The sequence below is a fragment of the Pseudomonas sp. ARP3 genome (genome assembly GCF_001029595.1).
Classification (GTDB): domain Bacteria; phylum Pseudomonadota; class Gammaproteobacteria; order Pseudomonadales; family Pseudomonadaceae; genus Aquipseudomonas; species Aquipseudomonas rhodesiae.
On sequence record NZ_LEKF01000002.1, the window covers coordinates 235,319 to 252,680 of the forward strand.

The window sequence follows — 17,362 nt, forward strand, 5'->3', positions numbered from 1 at the left end:
ACGCCCCCGATTCTTCACTAGCTCGACCGGTCTCTATGCCAATCCTGCGCTCTTTTCTCGCCACTGCCCTGCTGGGTCTGACCCTTTGCGTCGGCAATGTCTACGCCGCCGACCCGCCCAGCGCCGACGCCATCCAGCAATCCCTGGACAAGCTGCCCGACCGTAAACTGCCCGACGCCGACATGAAGGCGCTGCAGACCATCCTGCAGCAAACCCTCACGTATCTGAGCAACAAGCAGGATTACGAGCAACGCCTGGTCGATCTCAAGCGCCAGCTGGACGACGCCCCGCGCCAGACCAGCGAAAACCAGCGCGAGCTGACACGGCTCAAGGCCACCAAAATCATTCCGGTGGCCCAGCGTTATGCCAGCCTGCCGATACCGCAGTTGGAACAGCTGCTGGTGCAGCGCAGCACCCAGCAAGGCGACCTGCAAAAAGAATTGGCCGACGCCAACAGCCTGACCATCGCCGCCCAAACCCGCCCAGAGCGCGCCCAGACCGAAATCAGCAGCAGCCAGACGCGCATCCAGCAGATCAACGCCACCCTCAAGTCCGGCAAGGACAACGGCAAAGCCCTGAGCAGCGACCAACGCAATCAGTTGAACGCTGAATTGGCGGCCCTGAATGCACTGATCCCGCTGCGTCGTCAGGAACTGGCGGGCAACAGTCAGTTGCAAGACCTGGGCAACAGCCAGCACGACCTGATCCAAGAAAAGACCGCGCGCCTGGAACAGGAAATCCAGGACCTGCAAACCCTGATCAATCAGAAGCGTCTGGCCCAGAGCCAGCAGACGGTGACCCAACAGTCCATCGAGGCGCAGAAAGCCGGCGGCAGCAGCCTGCTGGCCACGGAAAGCGCAGCCAACCTGAAGCTGTCCGACTACCTGCTCAGAAGCACCGACCGTCTCAACGACCTGACGCAGAAAAACCTGCAAACCAAGCAACAGCTGGACGCCGTCACTCAGAGCGATTCAGCACTGGACGAGCAGATCAACGTGCTCAAGGGCAGCCTGCTGCTGTCCAAGATTCTCTACAAACAGAAACAAGCCCTGCCGCGTCTCACGGTGGACCGCGACCTGGCGGACGATATCGCCAACATTCGGCTGTACCAGTTTGAGGTCAACCAGCAGCGCGAGCTGATCAGCTCCCCCAGCGCTTATGTGGATAACCTGCTGGCCAACCAGCCCCCGGACGACGTGACCCCGCAACTGCGGCGCACCCTGCTGGAACTGGCGATCACCCGCAGCGACTTGCTTGAACGCCTGAGCCGCGAGTTGAGCGCGTTGCTGAACGAATCCATCACCCTGCAACTGAACCAGAAACAACTGCTCAGCACCGCCACCACCCTGCGCGCGACGCTGGACGAGCAGATGTTTTGGATTCCCAGCAACAAGCCGCTGGACACGGAGTGGCTGGAAACCGTACCGGCGCACCTGAGCAAGCAAATCACCACCCTGCCGTGGGCGTCCAGCGTCAGCGAATTGTATGACGGCCTGACCCAGCGCCCGCTGCTGTTCCTGCCGCTGCTGCTGTTGATCGGCGCGCTGCTGTGGCGCCGCAAGGCCCTGTATCAGCGCCTGAACAAGGTCCATCTGGACATCGGCCACTTCAAGCGCGACAGCCAGTGGCATACGCCACAGGCCATTTTGATCAATATATTGCTGGCCATGCCGGTATCCCTGGGCCTGGCCTTGTGCGGCTACGCGCTGCAGATCGACGCACGCGGGCAGAACGCCAACCTGGGCTCGGCCCTGCTGCAATTGGCCCAGGCGTGGTTGGTTTTCTACACCGCTTACCGGATTCTCGCGCCCGGCGGCGTGGCGGAACTGCACTTCCGCTGGGAAAAACCCCAGGTCGAATTCCTCCAGGGCTGGGTGCGCAAGCTCGGCCTGGTGGTATTGGCCCTGGTGGCCGTGGTCGCTATCGCCGAGCACCAACCGGCGGCGCTGGCCGACGACGTGCTGGGCATCGGCGTGGTGCTGACCTGCTACGCGCTGATGGCCTGGCTGCTGGGTCGCCTGCTGCTCAACAGCCCCACCCATGAAAAGGCATCGTTGTTTCGCAAAGCCGTGGGCCTGTTGTTTACCGCGCTGCCTATCGCACTGTTTATCGCGGTGTGCTTCGGCTACTACTACACCGCCCTCAAACTCAGCGACCGCTTGATCAATACCCTGTACCTGCTGATGTTCTGGCTGGTGATCGAAGCCACCTTCGTCCGCGGCCTCGGCGTGGCGGCCCGTCGCCTGGCCTACTCCCGCGCCCTGGCCAAACGTCAGGCGGCCAAAGAGGCCGGCGATGGCGAAGCGGTGATCGAAGAGCCGACGCTGGATATCGAACAGGTCAACGAACAGTCCATGCGCCTGATCCGCCTGGCCCTGCTCGGCGGCTTTATTGCGGCGTTGTACTGGGTGTGGTCGGACCTGATCTCGGTATTTTCCTACCTGGACAACGTCACCCTGTACGAATACACCAGCGGCACCGGTGCGAATATCAGCATGGTGCCTATCAGCATCGGCGATTTGCTCGGCGCGCTGATCATCATCGGCATCACCTTCGCCCTGGCGCGCAACCTGCCCGGCCTGCTGGAAGTGTTGGTGCTGTCCAAACTGGATCTGGCCCAGGGCAGCGCCTACGCCACCACTACCTTGCTGTCCTACATCATTGCCGGCGTGGGCTTTGTCTCAACCCTGTCTACCCTCGGCGTGAGCTGGGACAAGTTGCAATGGCTGGTGGCGGCGCTGTCGGTGGGGTTGGGCTTCGGTATGCAGGAGATCTTCGCCAACTTTATCTCCGGCATCATGATTCTGTTCGAACGCCCGGTGCGTATCGGCGACACCATCACCATCGGCAACCTGTCGGGCACGGTGAGCAAGATCCGCATCCGCGCCACTACCATCACCGACTTCGACCGCAAGGACATCATTGTCCCGAACAAAACCTTCATCACCGGGCAACTGATCAACTGGTCGCTGACCGACACCATCACCCGCGTGACCTTGAAACTGGGGGTGGACTACGGCTCCGACCTGGACCTGGTGAAGGAATTGTTACTCAAGGCCGCCAGGGAAAACCCACGGGTTCTGAAAGATCCGGAACCCCACGTGTACTTCCTCAACTTCGGCGAAAGCACCCTGGACCACGAACTGCGCATGCATGTGCGCGACCTGGGCGACCGCAACCCGGTGCTGGACGAGGTCAACCGCTACATCAACCGCGAATTCAAGAAACAGCACATCAACATCTCGTTCCGGCAGATGGAGGTGTACCTCAAGAATATGCACGGCCAGGAGTACAAACTGGTGCCGGTGGAAGACGAGCGTAAGACCATCGTCGGCGCGCAACCGAGCACGGATGCCCCCGAGCCGCCCGCCGGCAAAGTCGTCGATGCACCGGAACCGCCGCCGAGCAAACTCGACTAAACCCTCTATCCCCAGCAGAATGCTCGGACATTCTGCTGGAGATGGCCGGTGAAAGCCCTCGACGACCTGACCTTCGACAACCGCTTCGCACGCCTGGGCGACGCGTTTTCAACCCACGTTCTGCCCGAACCTCTCGACGAGCCGCGCCTGGTAGTGGCCAGTCCTGGGGCCATGGCCTTGCTCGATCTCGACCCATCGGTGGCCGACACGCCGCTGTTCGCCGAGCTGTTTGGCGGCCACAAACTGTGGGCCGAAGCAGAGCCGCGGGCGATGGTGTATTCCGGCCATCAGTTCGGCGGCTACAGCCCACAACTGGGCGATGGCCGCGGCTTGCTGCTGGGCGAGGCATACAACGCCGCCGGCGAGCACTGGGACCTGCACCTCAAAGGTGCAGGAATGACACCTTACTCACGCATGGGCGATGGCCGCGCGGTATTGCGCTCGTCGATCCGTGAGTTTCTGGCATCCGAGGCGCTGCACGCGCTGGGCATCCCCAGCAGCCGCGCGCTGTGCGTGATCGGCTCCGACACACCGGTATGGCGCGAGAAACAGGAACGCGGCGCCATGCTGCTGCGCTTGGCGCCGAGCCATATCCGCTTCGGGCATTTCGAATATTTCTATTACACCCAAAAGTCCGAGCAGTTGGCGCAACTGGCCGAGCACGTACTCAACCTGCACTACCCCGAATGCCGCGAACAGCCGGAGCCGTACCTGGCGATGTTCCGCGAAATCGTCGAGCGCAACGCCGAACTGATCGCTAAATGGCAGGCCTATGGTTTCTGCCACGGGGTGATGAACACTGACAATATGTCGATCCTGGGCATTACCTTCGACTTCGGGCCGTTTGCGTTTCTGGATGATTTCGACGCGCACTTCATCTGCAACCATTCCGACCATGAAGGGCGCTATTCCTTCAGCAACCAGGTGCCGATTGGCCAGTGGAACCTCAGCGCGCTGGCCCAGGCGCTCACGCCGTTTATCAGCGTCGATGCCTTGAAGGAAACGCTGGGTTTATTCCTGCCGCTGTACCAAGCCCATTACCTGGACTTGATGCGCCGCCGCCTGGGCCTTACCACGGCCGAAGAGGCTGACCAGAAACTGGTGGAACGCCTGCTGCAACTGATGCAGAACAGTGGCGTGGACTACACCTTGTTCTTCCGCCGCCTGGGGGATGAACCGGCCGCGCTGGCCGTGAGCCGCTTGCGTGATGACTTTGTCGACCTGGCCGGGTTCGATGCCTGGGCCAAGCTGTACACAGCGCGGATCACACGGGACGGCGACTACACCGAAGAACAACGCCGCGAACGCATGCACGCGGTCAACCCGCTGTACATCCTGCGTAACTACCTCGCACAAAACGCCATTACCGCCGCCGAGTCAGGCGATTACAGCGAAGTGCGGCGGCTACATGAGGTGCTGAGCCAGCCGTTCGAGGAACAGCCCGGCATGGAACAGTACGCGCAGCGGCCGCCGGATTGGGGCAAACACCTGGAAATCAGTTGCTCGTCGTGAAATCGAGAGGTCGACCCCAGCTGGCTACCTTGATAAACACCGGCGGCGGCGCCAAATAGAATCCATTGGCCATCCCCAGGAGCCCATCATGTCCGAACCTCTTGTCATCCCTTGCCCCCATTGCAACGGCCTCAACCGCATCCCCGGCGAACGCCTGGGTGATGCGCCCAAATGCGGGCGTTGCAAGCAACCCGTATTGCTGAACAAGCCGTTTGAGTTGAAACAAGGCGACTACGCCAGCCAGATCAAGGGCGATCTGCCGCTGTTGGTGGACGTGTGGGCCGACTGGTGCGGGCCATGCAAGTCGTTTGCGCCGGTGTTTGAACAAGCAGCCGGTCAGCTGGAAGGCAAGTGCCGCCTGGCCAAGCTCGACAGCGAGGCCAACCAGCAGTTGTCAGCGCAATTGGGGATTCGCTCGATCCCCAGCTTGATCCTGTTCAAGAACGGCCGCGAAGTGGCGCGCCAGAGCGGTGCGTTTCCGCTGCCGCAATTGATGAGCTGGTTGCGTAGCCAGGGGATATAACCGCACCGAGACAATGCTGGACGCCGTGGGTGGGGGGCAACCCCCCTCCCACCTTGGATCTGTGTGGCGCTTGAAGGTCAGGCGTTTTCCAGCAGGTTATGCAGTTCCACAAATTGCTGAGTCAGCTTATGCCGTGGGTCCAGGTGGATCAGCGGGCGACTTTCCTGGTGCGACTCGCGCATGCGTACCGAACTGGCCAGGTACACCGGCAGCACCGGCAGGCCTTCGGCGATCAACTCGTCGAGCATCTGTTGCGGCAAGCTGGCGCGGGCCTGGAATTGGTTGACCACAATGCCTTCTACTTCCAGCCCTTCGTTATGGTCTTCTTTCAACTCTTCGATTTCCGCCAACAGACCATACAGCGCCTGGCGCGAGAAACTGTCGCAATCGAAGGGGATCAATACGCGATCAGCGGCAATCAGCGCCGAAACCGCATAAAAATTCAAGGCTGGCGGGGTATCGAGGTAAATGCGGTCGTAATCGCCGTCCAGCTCGTCCAGCAGTTTTCGCAATTTATTGATCTTGTGCTTGGCTTCGAGCTTGGGCTGCAGGTCCGCCAACTCGGCGGTGGCAGTGATCACATGCAGGTTATCGAAGGGCGTTTCGTAGATATCCACCTTGTTCTTCTTGGAAAACGGTCCGGAAGACAGGGTTTGCTTGAAAAAATCGGCGATTCCCATGGGGATATCGTCCCCAGTCAGGCCGGTCAGGTACTGGGTAGAGTTGGCTTGTGCATCCAGGTCAACCAACAGGGTTCGATAGCCTTCGCTGGCGCTGACCGCCGCCAGGTTGCAGGCGATGCTGGATTTGCCCACGCCGCCTTTCTGATTGAACACCACACGCCGCATGGAAAAACCTCCGTGTATCAATGAATGTCCGAGTGTAGAGGGCAAAAGCGCCTGTTAGCTACCTCGTTCATCCATGCACTGCTGCATCGACCGAAAGCCGTAGTACGTCACACACGAAGGTTTAGGAAGGGTCCGACAGCCCAACTAGCGCCTGGGTAACGGACAATCTGCAAATCTTTCCCACGATTTTGTAATCGGCCTTGAACAATTTTTTACCAATGTTTGCTAGAACCCCACGGCACCCGGATAATGCGCGCCATTCGGCGCTTGCTGCCTGTCCCGGTATTCGGGGCCAAATGCCGCACATGGAAGCCCGCAGGGGCGGGATAACTTCTCAGTGATCAATTTCAACATCGCCCAATGGCGCGCCTGGGCCCCTGGCCTGGAGAGTGCGGACGACTGGCACGCGTGGTGCCAGGCCCCGGTGTTGCTGCCTGAAAGCGAAGCTTCTCCCGACGTGTCATTTCTGCCGGCAATACAACGTCGGCGTTTGAGCCGTCTGGCGCGCATGGCGTTCAGTGTGGGCTGGCCGCTGGCCGAGGGCCTTCAAGACCTGCCGCTGGTATTCATTTCGCGCCACGGCGAAACCCCGCGCACCCTCGATATCCTCAGCGATCTGGCCCACGAACAACCGCTGTCGCCGACCCAGTTCAGCCTATCGGTGCACAACGCCGTGATCGGCCTGTGGTCGATCCTGCGCAATGAAACCAGCGAAATGACCGCCCTCGCTGCCGCCGGCGACGGCCTGGAACACGGTCTGCTCGAAGCCGCCGCGCTGCTCCAGGAAGGCGCGCCGGCGGTGCTGCTGGTGATCACCGAAGAACAACCGCCCGCCGCCTATACCAGTTGGATCCATGACGTGCCGTTTCCATATGCACTCGGCCTGTTGCTCACCCCAGGCGACGAGTGGCAACTGGAACTCACCACCGGCACTGTCCAAGCCACTCAAACCCAGTGGCCCCACGCCCTGAACCTGCTGCGCGCCCTGCTCACCGACCAGGGTGCCTGCCAACATGCCTGGAAGAACCGCGTATGGAATTGGCAACGCAAGCCATGACCAACAAGCCCCGGGACGCCTACTACTGGCGCCTGTTCGCCACCGCTGCCAGCTTCGTGCTGTTCGGTTTCGGTGGGTTGTGCTTGCGCCTGCTGGTGTTCCCCCTGCTCAGTTGCCTGCCAGGCAGTGCGGCCCGGCATCGAGGGCGCGCGCGGCACACCATCAGTTGGTTGTTCTGGTTCTTTATTCGCCTGATGCAACGCGCGGGCGTGCTGACTTATAGCGTCGAAGGCGCGGAAAAACTCGGCCGTCCCGGCCAGATGATTATTGCCAACCACCCGTCGCTGATCGATGTGGTGTTTCTGATCGGTCTGGTGCGCCAGGCCAATTGCGTGGTCAAGCAGAGCCTGTGGCAGAACCCCTTCACCCGCGGGCCGGTGCGCGACGCCGGCTATATCAGCAACGACGGCAGCGCCGAAATGCTCGATGCCGCCGCCGCTGCCCTGCAAAGCGGGCAAACCCTGATCATCTTTCCCGAAGGCACCCGCACCACTCCCGGTGCCGCGCCGGCCTTTCATCGCGGGGGCGCCGCCATTGCATTGCGAGGTGCGACAATCATCACCCCCGTTGTGATCAAGGTCAGCCCCACCACCCTGACCAAGGCCGAACCCTGGTATCGCATTCCTAAACGCCGCGTGCACTTCAGTTTGCGGGTTGGCGCCGATATAGAACCACAGGCGTTCGCTGCACTGGGCCCCGCGCCCCAGGCTTCACGCAAGCTCAACGATTACCTGCACCACTATTTCATTAAGGAGCTCGCCGAAGATGAGCGACAAACAACGCCTTGAGCACGACATAAAGACGCTGATCATCGAGGCCCTGGGCCTGGAAGACATCGGCGCGGACGATATCCCCAGCGACCAGATCCTGTTCGGCGAAGGCTTGGGCCTGGATTCGGTGGACGCCCTGGAACTGGGCCTGGCCATCCAGAAAAAGTACGGCATCAAGATCGACGCCGACGCCAAGGACACTCGCAACCACTTCACCAACGTGGCCAGCCTTGCGGCGTTCGTCACGGCCCGCCAGGCAGCTTGAGACCGGACCATGCAAACTCGTGACGATATTTTCAACACCCTGCGCGATGCCTTGGTGGAACTGTTCGAATTGGAACCTGAACGCGTGACCCTCGACGCCAACCTGTACCAGGACCTGGAAATCGACAGCATCGATGCGGTGGACCTGATCGACCATATCAAGCGCCAGACCGGCAAGAAGATTGCTGCCGAGGAATTCAAGGCCGTGCGCACCGTGAACGATGTGGTTGAGGCGGTGTACCGTCTGGTCCAACCAGCCGCATGAGCCGGCTGATCGGCCTTGGCCTGTTGCTGGCGGGGCTGCTGTACCCCTTCGCGGTGTATTACGGCACCGAGCATTTTGCGCCGTGGCAATTCGGCCTGCTGCTGGGCAGCCTATGGCTGTTGCGGGCGCTCACCGCTGCGCGGCGCCCTGGCAGCCGTTGGATGGCGGTGGCGGTGATCGTGTTCTGCCTGTTGCTGGCCTGGTTCGACAACCCGCAGCTGCTGCGCTGGTACCCGAGCCTGGTCAGCGCGTTCATGCTCACGCTGTTCGGCTTGAGCCTGAAATACGGCCCACCGATTGTTGAGCGCCTGGCGCGGATGACGGAACCGCAACTGCCCCCCGAGGCAATTGTGTACACGCGCCAGGTCACGGTGGTCTGGAGTGTTTTCTTCTTAGCTAACGGCCTGCTCGCGGCCGCCCTCACCTTGTGGGCACCGCTGAGCTGGTGGACGTTGTACAACGGCCTGATCGCCTACGGGCTGATGGGGCTGCTGTTTGCCGTGGAATGGCTGGTACGACAAAGGGTGCGGGGCCGCGTATGAATTGGTTGAACCTTGAGCATCTGTTGCTTGAGCCGGTGGCGCAGCGTTCGGTGTGCGCAGGCCTGAATCACGCCCAACTGTGGGACCAGGCCTTGCGCCTGGGCGCCGGGCTGCAACGCCGTGGCATCCAGCGCGTGGCCGTGCACCTGGAAGATGCCGGCCTGCTGGCAATCGCCTTGCTGGGCGCCTGGCGTGCCGGGGCCAGCGTGTTGCTGCCCGCCGACCTGCAACCCCAAACCCGTCAACGCTGGGCCGACACCGTCGACGCCTGGCTGACCGAGGCCGCGGACCTCGACGCCTTGTATCAGGCCGCCCTGAGCCCGTCCGCTCTGGACCTGGACACCTGCCAATTGAGCCTGTGCACCTCCGGCTCCAGCGGCGAACCCAAGCGCATCGACAAGACCCTGCGCCAGTTAGCCAACGAAGTGCAGGCCCTGGAAACCTTGTGGGGCGCCGACCTCGACGGTGCCTGCATCATCGGCAGCGTCGCCACGCAGCATATCTACGGCTTGCTGTTCCGCGTGTTGTGGCCGCTGTGCGCCGGTCGCACATTTGTACGTCAACAACTGGCCTTCCCCGAAGATTTGCAGCGCGCCAGCCGCGAACACGCCCGGTTCGCCTGGGTGGCCAGCCCGGCGCTGCTCAAGCGCATGGGCGACAACCTCGATTGGCCGGCATTGAGCCAAGTGGCGCGGGTGTTCTCATCCGGCGGTGCGCTGCCGGTGGAAGCCGCCAGCAGTCTGTATGAACGCCTGCAACAATGGCCCACTGAAATCCTCGGCAGTTCGGAAACCGGCGGCATCGCCTGGCGCCAGGGCAATCAACCTTGGCAGCCGTTTGCCGATGTGCACCTGAGCCAGGATGCCGACGGCGCCCTGCGCATCGCGTCGCCGTACCTGCCCCCTGGGCATATCGAGCAGACCGCCGACGCCGCACGCCTGCATGCCGATGGCCGCTTCGAGCTGCTGGGACGTCTGGACCGCATCGTCAAGCTGGAAGAAAAACGTATCTCCCTGCCCATGCTCGAACAGGCCTTGATGACCCATCCATGGGTCGCCGAAACGCGATTGGGCGTGGTTCAGGAAAGCCGCGCGTCCCTCGGCGCGCTGGTGGTGCTGAGCGCCGCCGGCCTGCACGCATTGCGCAATCAGGGCCGGCGCAGCGTTACCCAGACCCTGCGCCAGCACTTGAGCCAACATTGCGAAGCCCTGGCCCTGCCACGCCGCTGGCGCCTGCTGAGCCGACTGCCACTCAACGCCCAAGGCAAACTGCCCCAGGCCGACGTGGCGGCGCTGCTCATGGCGCCACGGCCCAAGGCGCCGCAGGTGCTGGAACAGGTTGAAGCTAACGGCGAGTGGACACTGCAACTGAGCGTGCCGCCGGACCTAGCCTATTTCAGCGGGCATTTCCCGGTCACTCCGGTATTGCCGGGAGTGGTGCAGGTGGAGTGGGCATTCAACCTCGGCCAACAACTGCTGGATTTGCCGACGACCTTTGCCGGCATGGAAGTGCTCAAGTTCCAGCAACTGATACGCCCAGGCGACCGGATCGAACTGCACCTGCGCTTCGACGCAGAGCGCGGCAAGCTGTATTTTGCCTACCGCAACGGCATCGCCGCCTGTTCCAGCGGCCGCATCCAACTGGAAGCCGCCCATGCATAAGCCCTGCGCCCTGATCCCGGTCTATAACCACGAAGCCGCCGTGCCCGCCGTGGTCCATAGCCTGTTGAAAAGCGGCCTGCCGTGCCTGTTGGTGGACGATGGCAGCAGCCCGGCCTGCGCAGCGGTGCTGGCGCAGTTGGCCACTCTGGACAACGTCAGCCTGGTCACCCTGCCCCACAACCAGGGCAAGGGCGGTGCGGTGATGGCCGGTTTTCGTGAGGCCGCACGCCAGGGCTTTACCCATGCCTTGCAGGTCGATGCCGACGGCCAGCACGACCTGCGCGAAGTCGAGACCTTTATCGACGCCTCCCGCCGCCAGCCCGACGCGCTGATCTGCGGCTACCCCGAATACGACGACAGCGTGCCCAAAGGCCGCCTGTACGCTCGCTACCTGACCCATGTGTGGGTGTGGATCAACACCCTGTCGCTGCAGATCCGCGACTCGATGTGCGGCTTTCGCGTGTACCCGCTGGCCCCGGTGTTGGCACTGATGGACTCGGCCTACATCGGCACGCGCATGGACTTCGACTCGGACATCCTGGTACGCCTGGCCTGGCGCAACCAACCAATGCGCTGGCTGCCCACCCAAGTCCACTACCCGGCCGATGGACTGTCGCACTTCCGGCTGTTCCACGACAACGTGCGCATCAGCGCCATGCACACGCGTTTGTTCTTCGGCATGCTGGTGCGCGCGCCGATGATCCTGTGGCGGCGGTGGCAGGCATGAGCGACAGCACCAAGCACTGGGCCGACCGCGAAGAACGCGGCAGCTACTGGCTGATGAAACTCACCGCGTTCGCCGCCAAAGTGCTGGGCCGGCGCCTGCTGAGCCCGGTGCTGTACGGCATCGTGTTGTACTTCTTCGTGTTCGGCCGCACCGCGCGCCAGAGCGCCTGGCAGTACCAGCAACGCCTGGCCGAGTGGAGCGGGCGCGATGAACTGCGCCCCTCCCATAGAAAAGTCTTCGGCCAGTTCATGGCCTTCGCCGACGCCCTGCTCGACAAGCTCGATGTGTGGAACGGCAAGCTGCGCATCGAACAAATCGACATCGACGACCCGGCCAAGCTACGCGGGCAATTGCGCGGCGAGCGCGGGCAGATGCTGGTGGGGGCGCACCTGGGCAATCTGGAAGTGTGCCGCGCCCTGGCGGAAATCGGCGAACAAGTGACCATGAACGTGCTGGTACACACCAAGCACGCCGAACGTTTCAACCGTTTGCTGGGCGAAGCCGGCGCGACCCATTTGCGCCTGATCCAGGTCAGCGAGCTGGACCCGGCCACCATGCTGTTGCTCAGCCAGCGCCTGGACGAAGGCGAATGGCTGGCAATTGCCGGCGACCGCGTGCCGCTGCACGGCGGGCGCACGGTGCGCGTGGATTTCCTCGGGCATGCCGCCGCATTTCCCCAGGGCCCTTGGCTCTTGGCCGGCCTGCTCAACTGCCCGGTGAACCTGCTGATGTGCCTCAAGCACAATGGCCGTTATCGCCTGACCATCGAGCCGTTCGCGCCATCGATCGAATGGAAACGCAGCACTCGCGAGCAGGTCATCGCCCAGTGGACCTCACGCTACGCCGCGCGCCTGGCCGATTTCTGTCTGGAAGCGCCCCAACAATGGTTCAACTTTTACCCTTTCTGGAAGACCGATGACGACGCATCTTGAGCCGGTAACCTTTGGCGAACGCCCCCTGCGCATCGAAGACGTGCTGGCCCTGGCCAACCGTCAGGTGCCTACCCAGTTGCAAGGCGACGCGGCCTATCGCCAGCGCATCGCCAAGGGCGCGCAGTTCCTCGACTCGCTGCTGGACAAGGAAGGCGTGATCTACGGCGTGACCACCGGCTACGGCGACTCTTGCGTGGTGGCGGTACCGTTGCAGCATGTCGAAGCCCTGCCCCGTCACCTGTACACCTTTCACGGCTGCGGCTTGGGCAAATTGCTCGACGCCCAGGCCACCCGTGCGGTGCTGGCCGCGCGCTTGCAGTCGCTGTGCCACGGCGTGTCCGGGGTGCGCGTTGAACTGCTGGAGCGCCTGCAAGCGTTTCTGGAACACGACGTACTGCCGCTGATCCCGGAAGAAGGCTCGGTGGGCGCCAGCGGCGACCTGACGCCGCTGTCCTATGTGGCGGCGACGCTGTCCGGCGAGCGTGAGGTGCTGTTCCGTGGCGAGCGCCGCGCGGCCGCCGATGTGCATCGCGAACTGGGCTGGCAGCCGCTGGTACTGCGCCCCAAGGAAGCCCTGGCCTTGATGAACGGCACCGCCGTGATGACCGGCCTGGCGTGCCTGGCGTTTGCCCGCGCCGACTATCTGCTGCAACTGGCCACGCGCATTACCGCGCTGAACGTGGTGGCGCTGCAAGGTAACCCCGAGCACTTTGACGAACGCCTGTTCGCCGCCAAGCCGCACCCGGGTCAGATGCAAGTCGCCGCGTGGTTGCGCCAGGACTTGGCCATCGACGCACCGACCGCGCCGCTGCATCGCCTGCAGGATCGCTACTCGCTGCGCTGCGCGCCCCATGTGCTTGGGGTGCTGGCCGACAGCCTGGGCTGGTTGCGCGGGTTTATCGAGACCGAGCTCAATAGCGCCAACGACAACCCGATCATCGACGCCGAAGAAGAACGCGTGCTGCACGGCGGGCACTTCTACGGCGGGCATATCGCTTTTGCCATGGACAGCCTCAAGACCCTGGTGGCCAACGTCGCCGACCTGCTCGACCGCCAGCTCGCCCTGCTGGTGGATGTGCGCTACAACCACGGCCTGCCGAGCAACCTGTCCGGCGCGCCGGCGGATCGCGCCATGATCAACCACGGCTTCAAGGCGGTGCAGATCGGCACCAGCGCCTGGACCGCCGAAGCGCTGAAAAACACCATGCCGGCCAGCGTGTTTTCACGTTCCACCGAATGCCACAACCAAGACAAAGTCAGCATGGGCACCATCGCCGCCCGCGATGCGATCCGCGTGCTGGAGCTGACCGAGCAGGTTGCCGCCGCCACCCTGCTGGCCGCCAATCAAGGCGTGTGGCTGCGTGCCCAGGCCGACGACGCCCGCCCGCTGCCACCGGCCCTGGCGGCCATGCACGCGGAACTGGCCAAGGACTTCCCGCCGGTGATCGAAGACCGCGCCCTGGAAGGCGAGCTGCGCCTGTGTCTGCAACGCATCGCCGAACAACACTGGAGGCTGCATGCGTAGTCAGGGCGTGTTGCACTGCGACACCGAGATCCTCGTGCCGTTTTTCGATGTCGACACCATGCACGTGGTGTGGCACGGGCACTACGTGAAATACCTGGAAGTGGCACGCTGCGCGTTGCTGGACAAGATCGGCCACAACTACACGCACATGCTCGACTCGGGCTATGCCTGGCCGGTCATCGACATGCAGCTGCGCTATGTGCGCGGGGCGGTGTTCGGCCAGACCCTCAACGTGCGCGCCAGCCTGGTGGAGTGGGAGAACCGCTTGAAGGTCAATTACCTGATCACCGACCGGGCTAGCGGCGAGCGCCTGACCCGCGCCAGCACCGTGCAGGTGGCGGTAGAAATCGCCACTCGCGAGATGCAGCTGGCGTCCCCCAAAGTCTTCACCGACGCCGTCGACAGGGCCTTGTCATGAAACTGATCACCTTCCTTGGCGCGTTGCTGCTGTCGCTTCAAGCCCACGCCTTCGACCTGCAACAACTCAGCGATCAGTTGGCCAAGCCCTCGGTGGTCCAAGGCAGCTTTATCCAGGAAAAACACCTGCGCGCCCTGCCGCAGCCATTGGTCAGCAAAGGCACCTTCGTCCTGGCCAAGGACCACGGCCTGCTGTGGCTGCTCAAGACGCCGCTGCAACAGGATTACCGCATCAGCGCCCAAGGCATCGCCCGCCGTGATGCCAATGGCTGGCAGCTGCTGCCGAACAAGAGCGCCGGCGCCGAGCAGAATCGCTTGTTCCTCGCCGTGCTACAGGGCGACAGCAGCGGCCTGCAACGGGACTTCGAGCTGCACCTTCAAGGCGAGGCCACGCAATGGACGCTGACCTTGATCCCACGCTCGCTGCTGCTCAAGCAGGTGTTCAACCAGATCAACATCAATGGCGGCGCGCTGGTGCAGACCATCGAATTGCTGGAAACCCAGGGCGACAGCACCGTACTGCGCATGCAGGACAGCCGCGCCGACCTTCCCCTCAGCGATGCGCAGCAGCATGACTTTGCTCAGTGAGCGCCAGTTGCCGCGTCTGTTCCTGATCCTGCTGGTGGCCGTACTGGCCCTGGCCGGCTGGCAGTGGCGTCATGGCGCGCCGCTGTCGGCCAACCTGATGGAGCTGGTGCCCGGCAGCACGCCGGATGCCCTGGAACTGCAAGCCGAGCAGCGCATGCAGGAGCCGCTGAACCGCGAGATGCTAGTGCTGGTGGGCCACACCGATCGCCAGCAGGCGGTGGCCGTGGCCCAGCAATTGGGCGAACGCTGGCAGGCCAGCGGCCTGTTTGAAACAGTGCAGTGGAACCTGCAAGCCGACCTGCCGGCGCTGCGCGAGCAACTGCTGCGCGGGCGCCTGGCGATGCTGTCGGGCAAAGACCGCGAGCAGTTGATCGAACACCCCGACGCCTTCATTCAGCAGCGGGTGCAGGCGCTGTTCGACCCCTTTACCGGGTTCAGCCTGGTGCCCAGCCAGGACGATTGGCTGGGCCTGACCGGGCGCATCCAGAACAGCCAGCCGCAACGTGGCTCGGTGCAACTGGACATCGGCAGCGGCGCGCTGATTGCCGATGCCGACGGCAAGAGCTGGGTGCTGCTGCGCGCGCGCACCACCGGCAACGCCTTCGACATGCACCTGCCACTGCGCGTGGCGGACCTGCTCCAAGCCAGCCGCGCCGAGGCCGGCGAGCATGGCGCGCAATTGCTCGCCGCCAGCGGCCTGTTGTACGCCGCCAACGGTCAGCAACAGGCCACTCGCGAAATCACCTGGGTCGGCGGCGGTGCGACCGTGGGCATCCTGTTGCTGCTGTTGCTGGCGTTCCGGCGTTGGCGCGTGCTGCTGGCATTCGTGCCGGTACTGGTGGGGATGTTGTTCGGCGCGGTGGCGTGTGTGGCGCTGTTCGACCATATGCATGTGATGACGTTGGTGCTGGGTTCCAGCCTGATCGGCGTGGCCGTGGATTACCCGCTGCACTACCTGTCCAAAAGCTGGAGCCTGCAACCGTGGCGCAGTTGGCCGGCGCTGCGCCTGACGCTGCCGGGGCTGAGCCTGAGCCTGGCGACCAGTTGCATCGGCTACCTGGCGCTGGCCTGGACACCGTTCCCGGCACTGACCCAGATCGCCGCGTTCTCCGCCGCCGGGCTGGTGGGTGCCTACCTGTCGGCGGTGTGCCTGTTGCCGGCGCTGCTCAACGGCGTCGAACTGCGCCCGGCGCAATGGCCGCTGCGCATCGCCGAACGCCTGTGGCAACTGCGCGTTGCCTTGCTCAAGCGTGTCCCGAGTGCCGTATTGCTGGCACTGGTGCTGCTGTTTTGCGCGGGCGGCCTGTGGCAGCTGAACACCAAGAACGACATTCGCCAATGGATCGGCGCGCCGCCGCAGTTGCTCCAGGAGGCCCAGGCCGTGGCGCGCATCACCGGGTTCCAGCCCACCAGCCAGTTCTTTCTGGTGCGCGCGCCGGATCAACCCCAGTTGCTGGAGCGCCTGGACACGCTGGGCCAGCGCCTGGATCAACTGGTGAACATGAACAAACTGCAAGGCTACCTGGCCCTCAACCAATTGGTCAGTCGCCCCGCCGAACAGCAGCAAGTGCGCGATGCGTTGAACCGCCTGCCGCAGCATTGGCAGCCGCTGCTGGACCTCGGCGTTCCCGCCAGTGCCCTGCACGCCGAAATCGCGCAATTGCAGGCCCTGCCCACCGAAGATATCGATGCCGCCTTAGCGGGCCCGCTGGCCGAACCCTGGCGCCCCCTGTGGCTGGGCCCGGTGGACGGCGGTGTGGCGGCGATGGTCAGCCTGCAAGGCTTGAACAACCCGGCGTTGCTGCACGCGCAGGCGGCGGACTTGCCAGGCGTGCAACTGGTGGATCGCCTGGGCGACTTGAATCGGGTGTTCGCCGCCACGCAGATCAGCGCCGCTGAATTGAAACTGCTGTCGTGCGGGTTGATCGTCATCCTGCTGATCGTGCCATTTGGCCTCGGCGGTGCGTTGCGTATCGTCGCGCTGCCATTGCTGGCGGCGCTGTGCAGCCTGGCCAGCCTCGGTTGGCTGGGCCAGCCGTTGACGTTGTTCAGCCTGTTCGGGCTGCTGCTGGTGACGGCGATCAGTGTCGACTACGCGATCCTGATGCGCGAACAGATCGGCGGCGCTGCGGTCAGCCTGTTAGGAACACTGCTGGCGGCGCTGACGACATGGTTGTCGTTCGGCCTGCTGGCAGTGTCGAGTACACCCGCAGTCAGTAATTTCGGTCTATCGGTCAGCCTGGGCCTGGCGTTCAGCTTTATGCTGGCGCCCTGGGCCGGCCAGCAGAAACATGCCTTATGAATGTGATTAT

16 protein-coding genes are annotated in these 17,362 nt (G+C 63.3%); 15 read left to right on the forward strand and 1 reads right to left on the reverse strand.

Going from position 1 to position 17,362, the window contains the following annotated elements:
- Window positions 1-35: 35 nt before the first annotated feature.
- The 3 genes from mscK to trxC all read left to right on the forward strand — a co-directional run bounded on the left by mscK (window position 36) and on the right by trxC (window position 5,454).
- Entirely contained in the window at window positions 36-3,419 is a 3,384-nt protein-coding gene (gene mscK, locus ABX75_RS02870; RefSeq protein WP_047881431.1) for a mechanosensitive channel MscK, read from the forward strand.
- A gap of 48 nt (window positions 3,420-3,467) precedes the next feature.
- Window positions 3,468-4,931 carry a protein adenylyltransferase SelO gene (gene selO, locus ABX75_RS02875; RefSeq protein ID WP_047881432.1) on the forward strand — a complete coding sequence of 488 codons (1,464 nt, stop codon included), beginning with the start codon at window positions 3,468-3,470 and terminating at the stop codon, window positions 4,929-4,931.
- Between the two features lie 88 nt (window positions 4,932-5,019).
- Entirely contained in the window at window positions 5,020-5,454 is a 435-nt protein-coding gene (trxC, locus tag ABX75_RS02880) for a thioredoxin TrxC (RefSeq protein ID WP_034095537.1), read from the forward strand.
- A 77-nt stretch (window positions 5,455-5,531) separates the two neighbouring features.
- Here trxC and ABX75_RS02885 read toward each other — a convergent pair whose 3' ends face one another.
- Entirely contained in the window at window positions 5,532-6,302 is a 771-nt protein-coding gene (locus ABX75_RS02885; RefSeq protein ID WP_034095536.1) for a ParA family protein, read from the reverse strand.
- Between the two features lie 337 nt (window positions 6,303-6,639).
- Here ABX75_RS02885 and ABX75_RS02890 point away from each other — a divergent pair, with 337 nt between their 5' ends.
- The 12 genes from ABX75_RS02890 to ABX75_RS02945 are packed head-to-tail and all read left to right on the forward strand — an operon-like array spanning window position 6,640 to window position 17,352.
- On the forward strand, window positions 6,640-7,359 hold the full coding sequence (locus ABX75_RS02890; RefSeq protein ID WP_034095535.1) for a beta-ketoacyl synthase chain length factor: 720 nt from the start codon (window positions 6,640-6,642) through the stop codon (window positions 7,357-7,359).
- On the forward strand, window positions 7,335-8,147 hold the full coding sequence (locus ABX75_RS02895; RefSeq protein ID WP_034136601.1) for a 1-acyl-sn-glycerol-3-phosphate acyltransferase: 813 nt from the start codon (window positions 7,335-7,337) through the stop codon (window positions 8,145-8,147). The genes ABX75_RS02890 and ABX75_RS02895 overlap by 25 nt, the downstream gene beginning before the upstream one ends.
- On the forward strand, window positions 8,125-8,394 hold the full coding sequence (locus ABX75_RS02900) for a phosphopantetheine-binding protein (protein ID WP_034095533.1): 270 nt from the start codon (window positions 8,125-8,127) through the stop codon (window positions 8,392-8,394). The genes ABX75_RS02895 and ABX75_RS02900 overlap by 23 nt, the downstream gene beginning before the upstream one ends.
- A gap of 9 nt (window positions 8,395-8,403) precedes the next feature.
- Window positions 8,404-8,658 carry an acyl carrier protein gene (locus tag ABX75_RS02905; protein ID WP_003209389.1) on the forward strand — a complete coding sequence of 85 codons (255 nt, stop codon included), beginning with the start codon at window positions 8,404-8,406 and terminating at the stop codon, window positions 8,656-8,658.
- Window positions 8,655-9,200, forward strand: coding sequence for a membrane protein (locus ABX75_RS02910; protein ID WP_034111460.1), 546 nt, complete (start codon window positions 8,655-8,657; stop codon window positions 9,198-9,200). Before ABX75_RS02905 ends, ABX75_RS02910 begins: the two co-directional genes overlap by 4 nt.
- Complete coding sequence (locus ABX75_RS02915; RefSeq protein WP_047881433.1) at window positions 9,197-10,861, forward strand: acyl-CoA synthetase family protein; 1,665 nt, start codon at window positions 9,197-9,199, stop codon at window positions 10,859-10,861. The genes ABX75_RS02910 and ABX75_RS02915 overlap by 4 nt, the downstream gene beginning before the upstream one ends.
- On the forward strand, window positions 10,854-11,588 hold the full coding sequence (locus tag ABX75_RS02920) for a glycosyltransferase family 2 protein (RefSeq protein ID WP_034095530.1): 735 nt from the start codon (window positions 10,854-10,856) through the stop codon (window positions 11,586-11,588). Before ABX75_RS02915 ends, ABX75_RS02920 begins: the two co-directional genes overlap by 8 nt.
- Complete coding sequence (locus tag ABX75_RS02925; RefSeq protein ID WP_034095529.1) at window positions 11,585-12,520, forward strand: glycosyl transferase; 936 nt, start codon at window positions 11,585-11,587, stop codon at window positions 12,518-12,520. Before ABX75_RS02920 ends, ABX75_RS02925 begins: the two co-directional genes overlap by 4 nt.
- Window positions 12,504-14,045: a histidine ammonia-lyase gene (gene hutH / locus ABX75_RS02930; RefSeq protein ID WP_047881434.1), complete on the forward strand. Its 1,542-nt coding sequence runs from the start codon at window positions 12,504-12,506 to the stop codon at window positions 14,043-14,045. The genes ABX75_RS02925 and hutH overlap by 17 nt, the downstream gene beginning before the upstream one ends.
- Window positions 14,038-14,463: a thioesterase family protein gene (locus ABX75_RS02935; RefSeq protein ID WP_034095527.1), complete on the forward strand. Its 426-nt coding sequence runs from the start codon at window positions 14,038-14,040 to the stop codon at window positions 14,461-14,463. Before hutH ends, ABX75_RS02935 begins: the two co-directional genes overlap by 8 nt.
- Window positions 14,460-15,050 (forward strand): outer membrane lipoprotein carrier protein LolA, encoded by a 591-nt coding sequence (locus tag ABX75_RS02940; protein ID WP_047881435.1) that lies wholly within the window; start codon window positions 14,460-14,462, stop codon window positions 15,048-15,050. The genes ABX75_RS02935 and ABX75_RS02940 overlap by 4 nt, the downstream gene beginning before the upstream one ends.
- A complete protein-coding gene (locus tag ABX75_RS02945; RefSeq protein ID WP_047881436.1) occupies window positions 15,034-17,352 on the forward strand; it encodes an MMPL family transporter in 2,319 nt (772 codons plus the stop codon). The genes ABX75_RS02940 and ABX75_RS02945 overlap by 17 nt, the downstream gene beginning before the upstream one ends.
- Window positions 17,353-17,362: the final 10 nt, after the last annotated feature.

Coding starts and splice junctions, on each gene's coding strand:
- ABX75_RS02945 (WP_047881436.1), top strand. CDS start 15,034: ATGACTTTGCTCAGTGAGCGCCAGTTGCCGCGTCTGTTCCTGATCCTG.
- ABX75_RS02905 (WP_003209389.1), top strand. CDS start 8,404: ATGCAAACTCGTGACGATATTTTCAACACCCTGCGCGATGCCTTGGTG.
- ABX75_RS02900 (WP_034095533.1), top strand. CDS start 8,125: ATGAGCGACAAACAACGCCTTGAGCACGACATAAAGACGCTGATCATC.
- ABX75_RS02940 (WP_047881435.1), top strand. CDS start 14,460: ATGAAACTGATCACCTTCCTTGGCGCGTTGCTGCTGTCGCTTCAAGCC.
- trxC (WP_034095537.1), top strand. CDS start 5,020: ATGTCCGAACCTCTTGTCATCCCTTGCCCCCATTGCAACGGCCTCAAC.
- ABX75_RS02915 (WP_047881433.1), top strand. CDS start 9,197: ATGAATTGGTTGAACCTTGAGCATCTGTTGCTTGAGCCGGTGGCGCAG.
- ABX75_RS02910 (WP_034111460.1), top strand. CDS start 8,655: ATGAGCCGGCTGATCGGCCTTGGCCTGTTGCTGGCGGGGCTGCTGTAC.
- ABX75_RS02925 (WP_034095529.1), top strand. CDS start 11,585: ATGAGCGACAGCACCAAGCACTGGGCCGACCGCGAAGAACGCGGCAGC.
- ABX75_RS02935 (WP_034095527.1), top strand. CDS start 14,038: ATGCGTAGTCAGGGCGTGTTGCACTGCGACACCGAGATCCTCGTGCCG.
- ABX75_RS02895 (WP_034136601.1), top strand. CDS start 7,335: ATGGAATTGGCAACGCAAGCCATGACCAACAAGCCCCGGGACGCCTAC.
- hutH (WP_047881434.1), top strand. CDS start 12,504: ATGACGACGCATCTTGAGCCGGTAACCTTTGGCGAACGCCCCCTGCGC.
- mscK (WP_047881431.1), top strand. CDS start 36: ATGCCAATCCTGCGCTCTTTTCTCGCCACTGCCCTGCTGGGTCTGACC.
- ABX75_RS02885 (WP_034095536.1), bottom strand. CDS start 6,302: ATGCGGCGTGTGGTGTTCAATCAGAAAGGCGGCGTGGGCAAATCCAGC.
- ABX75_RS02920 (WP_034095530.1), top strand. CDS start 10,854: ATGCATAAGCCCTGCGCCCTGATCCCGGTCTATAACCACGAAGCCGCC.